The sequence below is a fragment of the Dyadobacter ginsengisoli DSM 21015 genome (assembly GCF_059568735.1).
Genome location: NZ_JCANTY010000003.1, coordinates 934,036 through 945,547, shown reverse-complemented (window position 1 = coordinate 945,547; position 11,512 = coordinate 934,036). Strand labels below are relative to the sequence as shown.

11 protein-coding genes are annotated in these 11,512 nt (G+C 50.0%); 4 read left to right on the top strand and 7 right to left on the bottom strand.

Annotation, left to right across the window (positions count from 1 at the left end):
- Positions 1–65 precede the first annotated feature (65 nt).
- On the bottom strand, positions 66–1,190 hold the full coding sequence (locus tag BP71_RS14680; protein WP_496380389.1) for a Gfo/Idh/MocA family protein: 1,125 nt from the start codon (positions 1,188–1,190) through the stop codon (positions 66–68).
- Positions 1,191–1,492: 302 nt separating this feature from the next.
- Between BP71_RS14680 and BP71_RS14675 the strand changes: the two genes are divergently transcribed.
- From BP71_RS14675 to bioB, 4 genes are all read left to right on the top strand, one after another.
- Positions 1,493–2,044 carry a GNAT family N-acetyltransferase gene (locus BP71_RS14675; RefSeq protein WP_496380387.1) on the top strand — a complete coding sequence of 184 codons (552 nt, stop codon included), beginning with the start codon at positions 1,493–1,495 and terminating at the stop codon, positions 2,042–2,044.
- A gap of 27 nt (positions 2,045–2,071) precedes the next feature.
- On the top strand, positions 2,072–3,343 hold the full coding sequence (locus tag BP71_RS14670; protein WP_496380385.1) for an acyltransferase family protein: 1,272 nt from the start codon (positions 2,072–2,074) through the stop codon (positions 3,341–3,343).
- A gap of 105 nt (positions 3,344–3,448) precedes the next feature.
- Entirely contained in the window at positions 3,449–4,879 is a 1,431-nt protein-coding gene (locus BP71_RS14665) for a glycoside hydrolase family 125 protein (RefSeq protein ID WP_496380383.1), read from the top strand.
- 145 nt (positions 4,880–5,024) lie between these two features.
- A complete protein-coding gene (gene bioB / locus BP71_RS14660; RefSeq protein WP_496380599.1) occupies positions 5,025–6,002 on the top strand; it encodes a biotin synthase BioB in 978 nt (325 codons plus the stop codon).
- A gap of 24 nt (positions 6,003–6,026) precedes the next feature.
- On the opposite strand, the gene BP71_RS14655 is transcribed toward bioB, so the two are convergent.
- From BP71_RS14655 to BP71_RS14630, 6 genes are all read right to left on the bottom strand, one after another.
- Complete coding sequence (locus BP71_RS14655) at positions 6,027–6,350, bottom strand: MAG6450 family protein (RefSeq protein ID WP_496380381.1); 324 nt, start codon at positions 6,348–6,350, stop codon at positions 6,027–6,029.
- Between the two features lie 106 nt (positions 6,351–6,456).
- Positions 6,457–6,939 (bottom strand): Panacea domain-containing protein, encoded by a 483-nt coding sequence (locus BP71_RS14650; RefSeq protein WP_496380379.1) that lies wholly within the window; start codon positions 6,937–6,939, stop codon positions 6,457–6,459.
- A gap of 188 nt (positions 6,940–7,127) precedes the next feature.
- Positions 7,128–7,394, bottom strand: a complete 267-nt coding sequence (locus tag BP71_RS14645; RefSeq protein WP_496380377.1) for a hypothetical protein — start codon at positions 7,392–7,394, stop codon at positions 7,128–7,130.
- A gap of 80 nt (positions 7,395–7,474) precedes the next feature.
- Positions 7,475–7,687, bottom strand: a complete 213-nt coding sequence (locus BP71_RS14640) for a hypothetical protein (RefSeq protein WP_496380375.1) — start codon at positions 7,685–7,687, stop codon at positions 7,475–7,477.
- 99 nt (positions 7,688–7,786) lie between these two features.
- Complete coding sequence (locus tag BP71_RS14635; RefSeq protein WP_496380373.1) at positions 7,787–8,962, bottom strand: PepSY-associated TM helix domain-containing protein; 1,176 nt, start codon at positions 8,960–8,962, stop codon at positions 7,787–7,789.
- Positions 8,963–8,986: 24 nt separating this feature from the next.
- A complete protein-coding gene (locus tag BP71_RS14630) occupies positions 8,987–11,461 on the bottom strand; it encodes a TonB-dependent siderophore receptor (protein ID WP_496380371.1) in 2,475 nt (824 codons plus the stop codon).
- Between the last annotated feature and the right edge of the window lie 51 nt (positions 11,462–11,512).

The window sequence follows — 11,512 nt, the reverse complement described above, 5'->3', positions numbered from 1 at the left end:
TCGCTCAGGTGACACCCGCACTGTCATCCTGAGCGCAGTCGAAGGATCGTGCACTATGCTATCCTTTACACATTCTGAAAATCCGGCAACTTAATAATCGCGCCGCCCTGCAATGCCGATTCGTGCGCCAGGATACCGACGCTCGTCCAGTTGGCCGATTGCCATGCATTCGGGAATGGTTCGCGGTCTTCGATCAATGCGCTGATGAACTCGTGCGCTAAATGCGGGTGCGAGCCGCCGTGGCCGCCGCCTTGTACGAACGACAAGTGTGCATTATCGTCGAGGTTATAAACGCCGTGACCAGTGAAATGACGGATCTCCTCCGGCAGGTAATGCGCGTAATCCGGTGTCGTTACTTTTTCAGGGATTTCATGCTCGGCCTTTTTCGCTGTGTGGATCACCGGATCTTCGCCTTCGATCAACGGCCATTCGAATGATTTTTTGCTGCCGTAAACCTCGAAGCTCTCGCGGTACTGACGCGCCACGTCGAAGAGCGAGCGGTATACATAAGCCGACAAGTCGCTGTCTTTGAATTTAATATGGGCAGATTCCACGGCGAATGGCGAATTGTGGATCTTGATCAGGTCTTCGGAGATGGTTCCTGAACCGAAGCATGAAACGTACTCCGCTTCCAGTTTCAGCAAACCGGCTACCGGCCCCACGCAGTGGGTCGCGTAATGCATCGGAGGCAATCCCGGCCAGTAGTCAGGCCAGCCTTCCATATCCTGCTGGTGACTTGCTTTCAGGAACTGCACTTTGCCGAGCTCGCCTTTTTCGTACAATTCTTTTACAAAAAGGAATTCCCGCGCATATACCACGGTTTCCATCATCATATATTTCTTGCCCGTTTCGCGGGTTGCTTTCACTATCTCGATGCAATCTTCCACGCTCGTTGCCATGGGTACGGTACACGCCACGTGCTTGCCTGCGCGCAATGCTTTCAAGGTCTGTTCGGCATGGTTGGGGATAGGGGAGTTGATATGGACCGCGTCGATGTTCGGGTCTTTCAGCAGCTCGTCGTAGTCGGTATAGCGTACTTCAATGCCGTATTGGTCGCCTACTTCATTCAGTTTCGACTCGGTACGCTGGCAAATCGCGTACATGTTGGCATTGGGATGTTGCTGGTAAATGGGGATAAACTCGGCACCAAAGCCTAATCCGATAATGGCAACATTAATTTTCTTGGACATATTGATTAACAGGTTAATGATTCAGTGGATCAGCAGTTTGCCGAAAAAATATACCTTATTCCGCTCTGGCCGCGGGCGATGTATCATGCATGTAAATTGCTGTCGCCCCTGGGTATTATTCGACAATACAATTTTAAAGCAAAATAGTGCTAAAAACTTTTCAGGTTTTGATTAGTACTGTGCGTATTTTGACCTGTTTTTGAATTAATGTCGGTTTTAATGCAAAAAATAGCTAGAAAAAGCGAACGAAAATGCCGATTTTGCGATAATTGAGGCATTTTCTTTACCAAAATTGCGAATTTATGATCCGAGCCGCCCTTCCCGAAGACGCACAAGCCGTGGCCCCGCTGCTGGTGTTGGCCATGGGCCATATCGCGGGCATCTTTGCGAGGTCCGAACGCTACGAAGATGCAATCCCTTTTTTCGAAGCATTCTTTCAAGACAGCGCCAACCAGTACAGCTATGCCAACACGCTCGTTTATGAAACCGAAGGCGGTGTGATCGGCTCGATAACCGGTTATGACGGCGGCCGGCTGCACGAACTGCGCCAGCCGGTACTCGACAAGCTGCGCGAAGCCGAGCCCGATTTCACGCCAAATGACGAAACGGAGCCGGGGGAATATTACATCGACTGTGTGAATGTCCACCCCGATCATCAGGGCAAAGGCATTGGCAAGAAGCTGATCCACGCTTTTTGCGAACATGCGGGCGCGCTCGGTTACGCCCGCACGGGGCTGATCGTGGACATGGTCAATCCGGCGGCGAGGCGGCTGTACGACAACCTGGGCTTCCGGGTGGTCGGCGAGAAAGATTTTATGGGTCACCGCTACTTTCATATGGTCCGCGCACTTTAACGAGTATTTATCCTAAACCTCATATGAATGAAACAACGGCTTATTTCCCTGGACGTCCTGCGCGGGCTGACCATGATTTTGATGACGATCGTGAACAACCCGGGCGACTGGGGGAACGTGTATCCGCCACTGCTTCACGCCGAATGGCACGGCTGCACGCCTACTGACCTGGTTTTTCCAACCTTCCTGCTCATCGTCGGCATTTCCATCGTGCTCGCCACGCCTGTGAAGACATTAAACGGCCTCACACTACAACGGATCGTCACCCGGACGCTGCGTATATTTTGCCTCGGTATGTTCTCCGGTTTTTTCGTGCGCATCCATTTATTCGGGCTGGAAGGTAATGCTTTGCTCGCGGCGCGGCTGGTTGTTACCGCCATCGTGGTCGTCGCATTATTCTCCGAGTATGACCGGAAATGGCAGTTCATCACTGCCGCAGGTATTTTCGTGGTTATGATCGGCCTGGCATTCAGCGGCATCGAGCCGTTCAACACCGTGCGCATTCCGGGCGTCCTGCAACGCATTGCGGCGGTGTATTTAATTGCTTCATTATTGTATTTGCAAACCGGCTGGCGCACGCAGGCGGCGGTGGGTATTGTATTACTGCTGGGTTACTGGGGTGTGATGACGTTGATCCCCGTGCCGGGTGTGGGCGAATCGAACCTGGAAAAGGGGACCAATCTGGCGGCCTGGCTGGATAACCTTTTGCTGCCGGGGCATTTGTGGGCTACTTCCAAAACCTGGGACCCGGAAGGCATTCTGAGCACCATTCCGGCCATCGGTACCGGCATTGCGGGGCTGCTGATCGGTACTTTGTTGAAATCGGAGGGTTTTAACAGGTCAGAGAAAGTGAAATATATGCTCCTCGGCGGTGCGGCGGGCGTAATTGCCGGTTGGCTTTGGAACTTCGTATTTCCGCTCAATAAAGCCTTGTGGACCAGCTCTTTCGTGCTTTATGCCAGTGGCTGGGCATTGCTTTGCCTTGCCATTTTGTATTACATCATCGATTTGAAAGGCCATTCGAAATGGACGACATTCTTCGTGATTTTCGGTGTGAACCCGATGGTCGTCTTCTTTTTTACGGGAATGATATTCAGATTATTGAATGCTGTGAAAGTGGCTGACCCGGCTGGCGGTACCAAAAAAATGGATCTGGTGCCCTATTTCTACCAACACCAGATCGTCCCACTTTTCGCTGATCCGCGAAATGCTTCGCTGGCGCAGGCATTGCTGCTGGTGGCGCTGTGGTTTGTGCTTCTTTGGGTACTTTATCGGAATAAATTGGTTTTCAAGGTGTAATATCTGGCGAACGGAAGGTTTCAAGATTTGTCGGTAGGCATCACCAATTTTTGTCTAAATTGCTTTTTTATTTTCCGAAGCACCCATAAAAAATAACCCTAACTCATGTTCAGAAGGAGAGATTTCATCAAAGCGGGTGCACTGGCAGTCGCTGGCATGGCCATGCCCAAATGGTCGTTTGCCAAAAGTGCTGATTTCCCGGTAGTCCGCATCCCGGTTGATAAACGTAATTTCACAAGTCCAGCCGTGGAGGCGACGATTACCCGCATGAAAAAGGTGATCAAAGACCCCGAGCTGGCATGGCTTTTCGAAAACTGCTTCCCGAATACGATCGATACCACCGTACATTATAATCCGGTAGACGGCAAGCCCGATACTTTCGTGATCACCGGCGACATCGACGCCATGTGGCTCCGTGACAGCACGGCGCAGGTTTGGCCCTACCTGCCATTGCTGAAAGAAGATGCGAAGCTGAAGGATATGGTGGCTGGCCTCATCAACCGCCAGACCAAATGCATCCTGATCGACCCCTACGCGAATGCATTTTACGACCGTCCGAAAGAGAGCGAATGGAGCAAGGATCAGACGAAGATGAATCCCATGCTCCACGAGCGGAAATGGGAGCTCGATTCACTTTGCTACACCATTCGTTTGGCATACAACTACTGGAAAACTACCGGCGACACCAAGCCGTTCGACGCCGATTGGTTGAAGGCCATGGAGCTGGTGCTGCAAACCTGCAAGGAACAGCAGCGCAAAGATGGTCCGGGGCCTTACAGGTTCGGCCGCGTCACATCCTGGTCTACCGACACGGTTCCGGGCAATGGCTACGGTAACCCGATCAAACCGGTGGGACTCATTGCCAGTACATTCCGGCCGTCTGATGACGCGACCATATTCTCATACTTTATTCCTTCGAACTTCTTTGCCGTAGTTTCGTTCCGTCAGGTTGCCGAACTATTGGAAAAAGCATCCAGCGTGAAGAACGCAAAGCTGGCCGCTGATTTCAGGGCATTGGCGACGGAAGTGGAAGCTGCGCTGAAAAAACATGCCGTATTAGAGCACACGCAGTTTGGTAAGATCTATGCATTCGAGGCGGACGGTTTTGGAAACCACCTGATGATGGACGATGCCGGTATTCCCGGGCTGATCAGTATGCCATATCTGGATGCAGTTTCGGCGAAAGACCCGATTTATATTAATACCCGAAAATATGTGCTGAGCAATGCAAATCCCTATTTCTTCAAAGGAAAAGCCGGCGAAGGCCTGGGTAGTCCGCACACGCTGGTGAACCAGGTCTGGCCGATGGGTATCATCGCGCGCGCCATCACATCTGCCGACGACAAGGAGATCGAGGCACAGCTGAAACTGCTCAAAACGACGCATAACCACACCGGTTTCATGCACGAATCGTTTGATAAGGACGATGATTCGAAATTTACCCGGAAATGGTTCGCGTGGGTGAACACGCTGTTCGGCGAGCTAATCCTGAAACTCGAAAAAGAACGTCCGCATTTGCTGGCAAAAGTATATTAAGCAAGCGCATGAATGCGATGGTCAAATGCCTTCCGGACTACAACCGGGAGGCATTTTTGTTGCGCCGGACTATTGTCTTTCTTCCAAACCGGACGCAGTACTGCGCCGGCTGGCCGGCTACATTTGGTTTGAAAACAATGCTGCCATGCAAACCGAAACCATCCGCAACGACTGGACGCTCGACGAGATCGAAGCCATTTACAACCGCCCCTTACTGCAACTGATCTACGATGCAGCGACCGTCCACCGGCAGTGGCACGACCCGGAGCGCATTCAGGTATGCACATTATTATCCATTAAGACCGGCGGCTGCCCGGAAGACTGCGCTTACTGCGGACAAGCGGCCCGTTACCAGACCGGCATTAATGTAAAAGCATTGATGAAAAAGGAAGAAGTGATGGCCATCGCCCGCCGTGCCCGTGAAGGCGGTTCGAGCCGTTTCTGCATGGCCGCCGCCTGGCGTGAAGTGAAGGATAACCGCGATTTCGACCGCGTGCTCGAAATGGTGACGGAAGTGGCCGGGTTGGGCCTCGAAGTATGCTGCACGCTCGGTATGCTCACCGAATCCCAGGCCGAAAAGCTCAAAGCTGCCGGCCTCTATGCCTACAACCACAACCTGGATTCGTCCGCCGAATATTACGAGCAAATCATCACCACGCGCACCTACGACGACCGCCTGCACACGGTCGATCACGTGCGTAACGCGGGCATATCCGTGTGTTGCGGGGGCATTATAGGCCTGGGCGAAACGCGCGAAAACCGCATTCAGATGCTCCACACATTATCCACCATGCCCGAGCACCCCGAATCCGTACCCGTGAACGCCCTCGCCCGCGTGCAGGGAACGCCGCTCGGCGATATGAAAAAGGTCGATACCTGGGAAATGGTGCGCATGATCGCGACAGCCCGTATTCTGATGCCGAAAGCGATGGTCCGCCTCAGCGCCGGGCGCATGGAAATGAGCGAGTATGAGCAGGCCTTCTGCTTTATGGCAGGAGCTAATTCAATTTTTACGAATGAGAACGGGGAATTGCTCGTAACGCCAAACCCGGGGATGGGACAGGATCGGGAAATGATGGAGGTTTTGGGGTTGAAGGCGCTGGTTAGGGAGGAGGTAAGTTGATTCGTTGAATGACCAACTAATGTCTCACATTGGATAAATCTGATGATTTCGATCCAGCCAACACAGGAAAAACGCGTTGGCAGACCGAAAGCCATGCACGCGTGCTTTAATGCTCACTCTTACTTCAAAAAAGGTAATGTCGGGGCTAACGTTTTCTATTTTCCTGCTTTTGGGCAAAACACTTTTGTCTTTGTGTTTGGTGCAGGATTTCTGTATGTCAAACCAGTTGCTGTTGGAAATTTTTTGAATGAAATCAGATAGTAACTTCAATTCATCTTTTTCCCAGGCAGACAAGCATTCGTAGTTGCTATCGAAGTATTTGAGGTTTACGTAAGGATGGTCATGCATATTCGTTTGAATACCGAATATTTTGCATTCGTCAATCGTGAACAAAATGCCTCGTTTTTCGTCCTCTTTGTTGATTACAGAATCAGGTATGTGACGTTCCGACTTCCTATTCCTCATTCTCCTGAAGCATTTCAGAATAGAAGCGAAGCATATTCTTCTTCAATATGATATTGGAGCATCTTACTTCAAGTGGAAGGCCATTTCTTGCCTCAATCCATGGGGCTTCTTGATGGGTTAATTCTTCAAGATATTTGGCGCTTTTTTCGCCGTAAACTCTCCGGACCTCATCCAGTATATTTTCAACATCTTCTTCGATGTTGTTCACACAGTCACAGCTGGGCAAAGCTTCAAATCCGAATGGCTTGAATTCATTATTGATAACTGGTAGAACCGGTCCATGAGACCATGCTTCGAAATCATCCTCAAATAGCGATTTGCCAGACAGAACCATACACCAGGCCTGTGCATAATACAGTAGTTTTTGCAGCTTCAAATGCGTGATGGAATCACCGGCATCCCTGTCTATATGACAGAGAAACCAGTTGGCTATTTCGGTTGCTTTGCACCCGTAGCTGTCGATCTTTTCCATACAATTTGGCTGTTGATATAATAACAGTGCGACATTCAACAAACACAAAAAAAGGCAATTATGCCTAATTTTCCATGATGAAGTTTTCCCTTATGGACGATTTATTAGCGCAAATTATCAGCCGGCAAGTCTGGCTGTCCAAACAATAACTGTGGGTTTTCGGGTAATAGTCTTTTCGTGAGCTTCTTTCAGGTGCCTGCAATTTCATTGTTACTTGCGTCAAGCTTCGCAATTAATGTCGCTACGCGCAATTGATTAACAATGTGCTCTCGCATTTCAGGAGTGATACGGGTGAGGTTTTCGCCAAATAGGTAAGTCTCAATTAGGATGTTGAGCGATTCGATCATTTCACTGCCGCTGTCTTTTTGGAAGAAGTCTCTAACTATTTCTTGTTGTGAGGTCGCTGAGTCGTCGACTTTGGTAGGGCTGCTGGTTTGAGTTTGAAGTGTGTCCATAATTCCGTGAATTGCTAGTTTGAACAATGTGCTGCCGTATTTTTTATGTGGGATAACCCCACATGTGAGGGGTAAATTTTTTATTTCAACTTAAAAGTGATGATAGTCTTCTCGTGAACATCACCAAAATCGGACAGAATCTCCTTCATGCGTTTCTGTGAAATCCCTTTTTTGAAAGTATAGTCACGCCACGCATTACGGTATCTGCCTTCTTTGGTTTCTGCGGGGATAGCCGGGTAGATGTTGTTAAGCCACCATTCGAACGCTTCCTCAACAGAACTGAAAGTCTGCATGAAGCGAAGTTAACAAATTGTGGGAAAAGCCCACAATTTGGTGAGGAATTATTAGCCTTTGTTATCATTAAACATGAATCAGAAGGCTGGAAAAACTTATCAAGCAATGACTTTCGGTTTCCTTGCAACCGCCGTCGTGTTGACTGCCTTCATTTGTCGCTTTTTCTCTTTCTTCTTAAATTTCCTTCCAACCCAGATAATCACCCCTGTAACCGGCAGCGTAGCGGTAATGAGCGCCACAATCAATGCTAAAATCTTCGTAGGCAACCCCCAAATGCTGCCGGTATGAACCGGAAATATGAGCCGCCGCGCTTTCATACCCGCAGTTTCATCATCATAAAGCCGCTTGCTGATCAAATGCCCATCATTTTGATCAAAGTAAAGGAAGTCGACCACATTGGCGATGGAGGCATTTTCATTGACTTTGGAAACGGTGATGGAAAGACTGTCGGATTCAGGAAGGGTGAATTGAATACGGCCCGGGTGGGGAAGGAGGCGATCAGTTTCTGCGGTGATTTTGGTTAAGGTGCCGGTTACAGCAGTATTAGCAATACCAATGTTGGCCGGGGCTTCGCGTTTTTCCTGCGGCTTACCGTCCAATGTGAGGAAAATCATGCTGTTAACCCATTTATAACTCCATACCAGGCCAGTCAATGCAATAATGAATGTGAATGGGAGCACGTAGAAGCCGAAAACGGCGTGCAGGTCCCAGTTAAGGCGCTTGAATTTGGCGTCCCATTTGATGGTCAGGCGCTGTTTGGTCTGCTTGCGGTTGGGCCACCAGAGAACAAGTCCGGTGATCATGATCACGATGAACATCACACAAGACACTCCCGTAATTAACTTGCCGGTGTCTTCCAGGCATAAATAGCGGTGCAATTGCAGTACGACGTGGAAGAATGATTTGTTTTCGCGGCGCGTGTCCGTGATTTCAGCGGTATACGGGTTTACTGCCACCGAGAAGACATCCTTTTCTTTCTTACCTTTCACCAAGCCAAATATGACCGTCCGGTCGGCGTGGGGCTCGATGGCAATGCGGGCAATGCGCTGTTTCGGATAGCGGCTCGCAACGGCGGCGCGTAGGTTATCCAGCGGAAGCGCTGATTGATCCTTCGGAGCTTCGACGACGTGGAATTTGCGGTAAATCAAAGGTTCCAGCTCGTCTTCGAAAACCAGGATGCTGCCGGTGAGCGCCACTATAAAAACCACAAGGCCGGAGGAAACCCCCAGCCATAAATGTAGTTGCGATGCGATTTTCTTGAATGTCTTTTTCACAGATTTTATGAAATAGCACGCATTTTAAAAGGTGTATGAAATGGTCGCCATGAAGTTGCGCGGTGCCCCCGGGAAGAGGCGTAGGTAATCGTAACCGCCTACCCAATATGTTTTGTTGGTCAGGTTGTTGAGGTTCACCTGGAACTGGAACTTGTCGATTTTGTAATAAACAGCCCCATTCAATAACTCGTAACCCGGTAATGTCTGGTTGTTGTTCAGCGACAGGTTGCGCTCGGTCACAAAGTTTCCGCCGAGGCCCACGCCGAACCCGTTCAGGAAGCTGTTCGCGAATGTGTATTTTGTCCAGATACTTCCCTGGTTTTTAGGTGCGTTCGGTTTTTGGAGATTCACCAGCACCTGGTCGGTCGCTTTGGAGCCGGCGTCGGTGATCTTCGCGTCGTTGTAGCTGTAAGTCATGATCACGTTCCAGTTCGGAAGGATATTGCCGGTCACGTCGAATTCAACGCCTTTCGCGGTTTCCTTACCTACCTGGATCATCAGATCGGGGCGGTCGGCTGCATTGGCAGAATACAGCGTGTTGGTCTGCGTAATCTTGTAAACCGAAACATTCGCCGTCAGGCGGCCATCGAGCCATTCGGTTTTCAAACCGGCCTCTGACAGGCTGCTGCGGATCGGGTCAAACGGCCCGCCCGACAATGGGTTGCTTTGCACAGCCGGGTCTTGCGGATTGTAGCCCTGGGTGTAGGTTCCGTAAATATTAATATGGTTCGTCAGCGAATACACGGCCCCGATGCGTGGCAGCAATGCGTGCTGTGTTACATTCTGCTCGTTATTGGTGGTGTAGCCTTTCTTATCGATGTACGTATCGTAACGCAAGCCTAGCAGAATTTGCAGCTTTTTGATTTTCAGTTGTTCCTGCAAATACAAGCCGTGCAGTTTGTAAAGTACCGGTGTTGTCGCCGCATTCGCTGTTACGTTGTAGATGTATTTGGAAGGATCTTCCATGTTGTTATTCTGCAACGTCAGGTCATAGTGCGAAATGTTGGGCTTGGGAATGCTGTATGTAACGCCGCTCTCAGTGTAGTTGTAGAAAACAAACTTTTCAGGCGTTTTCGGATTGTAAGCCGCCGCGCCGCCCGCTTTCAGGAGGTAACCATTCGCAGTTTGCTGACCCGAACCTTTTGGCGTTGACGACTGGATAAAATCATAACCCGCTACCAGTTTGTGCTCTGCAATACCTGTGTTGAAGTTATGGTTGAAAAACAGCGACACATTATCCATGAACGACTTCGTCTTGCGGATAAAGACCTGACGTGCCACCAGGTTGTCGATCGATTTTCCGGCCGAATCCACGCCGTTCACATTGCTGCTGCGGTGTTCGAGCAGGTCTTCGGAGTAGCCCGTACGCAGGTATGCGACGTTGAACGATGTGTTTTGGGTAAACTGATGGTTCAATGAAGTCGTGATAAGGTAGGTTTCTTCATTGAGATAATCATTCACCGCGTTCAGCGATGTACGGATCGAACTTGAATAAAGATCGTTTCCTTTTACCGACTGCCCACGATCGAGGCGGCTGTTCGAACGGTTGAAGACAAGGTCGAAATTGATCCGCGTTTTGTTGGTCGGCAGGAATGATACCGACGGCGCAACGATGATATTTTTGTCGAATTGCATATTCCGGAAACCTTGTGCATTCACATAACCCAGGTTGAGGCGATAAAGCAAAGTCTTGCTTTCGTTCATCGGGCCCGTGAAATCGGCCAGGGTACGCAGCGTGTTGAAGCTCCCAGTCGTGAAACTCAATGATTTTCGGGGTGTTGCGAGCGGCTTTTTGGTGACCCGGTTAATGGTCCCGCCCGGCGAAGTATTGCCATACAATGCAGATGCCGCGCCTTTGATAACTTCCACGCGTTCGAGGTAGTTTACCGGCGGCTGTTTCCAGAAACCGGAGAAGGTGCGAAGGCCGTTTACAAGCTGGGTAGTACTTCCGCCGTTCATGCGGAAGCCGCGGATCGTGAGGTCATCATAAAAAGTGAATTGGTTCACGCCGCTCATATTTTTCACGGCATCGCCCATCAGGAATACACCCTGGTCGCGCATTACCTCCTTGGTGACATAGGCAATGGCCTGGGGTACTTCCTTGACCGGCGTTGCGGTTTTGCTGGCGATAAACGACAAGTCGTTCTTGTAGCTAGTCCCGCCGTTACCGATAATTTCGACGGTTTGTAGTTCCTGGGCATTTTCTTCGGCAGTGATTTCGAGCGTAAGCGTCTGGTCTGCCTTCACATGCACGTTGCGGTCGATACGCCTGATGCCCACGCCTGTACCCACGAGTTGATAATGGCCGGGAGCCAATGCATTGAATTCAAAATTACCCTCGGCGTCGGTAAGCGTTCCTTTGCCTGTTCCTTTGAGGATCAGGTTGATAGACTCCGCCGGCTGGTCCGCGGCGTTTTTAATATTGCCTTTGATCTGGCCGGTTTGTGCAAATGCAAACGAGCAGCAAAGAGAAAGGATGAGTAAAAAGAATATCCTCATGATATAGGGGTTAAATAAACTAGCGATGCCAAAAAGCGGTGGCAAAAATAG

Bases quoted from the DNA above. Each gene is read 5' to 3' on its own strand.
- BP71_RS14680 (WP_496380389.1), bottom strand. From the start codon at position 1,190: ATGTCCAAGAAAATTAATGTTGCCATTATCGGATTAGGCTTTGGTGCC.
- BP71_RS14675 (WP_496380387.1), top strand. From the start codon at position 1,493: ATGATCCGAGCCGCCCTTCCCGAAGACGCACAAGCCGTGGCCCCGCTG.
- BP71_RS14670 (WP_496380385.1), top strand. From the start codon at position 2,072: ATGAAACAACGGCTTATTTCCCTGGACGTCCTGCGCGGGCTGACCATG.
- BP71_RS14665 (WP_496380383.1), top strand. From the start codon at position 3,449: ATGTTCAGAAGGAGAGATTTCATCAAAGCGGGTGCACTGGCAGTCGCT.
- bioB (WP_496380599.1), top strand. From the start codon at position 5,025: ATGCAAACCGAAACCATCCGCAACGACTGGACGCTCGACGAGATCGAA.
- BP71_RS14655 (WP_496380381.1), bottom strand. From the start codon at position 6,350: ATGCATGACCATCCTTACGTAAACCTCAAATACTTCGATAGCAACTAC.
- BP71_RS14650 (WP_496380379.1), bottom strand. From the start codon at position 6,939: ATGGAAAAGATCGACAGCTACGGGTGCAAAGCAACCGAAATAGCCAAC.
- BP71_RS14645 (WP_496380377.1), bottom strand. From the start codon at position 7,394: ATGGACACACTTCAAACTCAAACCAGCAGCCCTACCAAAGTCGACGAC.
- BP71_RS14640 (WP_496380375.1), bottom strand. From the start codon at position 7,687: ATGCAGACTTTCAGTTCTGTTGAGGAAGCGTTCGAATGGTGGCTTAAC.
- BP71_RS14630 (WP_496380371.1), bottom strand. From the start codon at position 11,461: ATGAGGATATTCTTTTTACTCATCCTTTCTCTTTGCTGCTCGTTTGCA.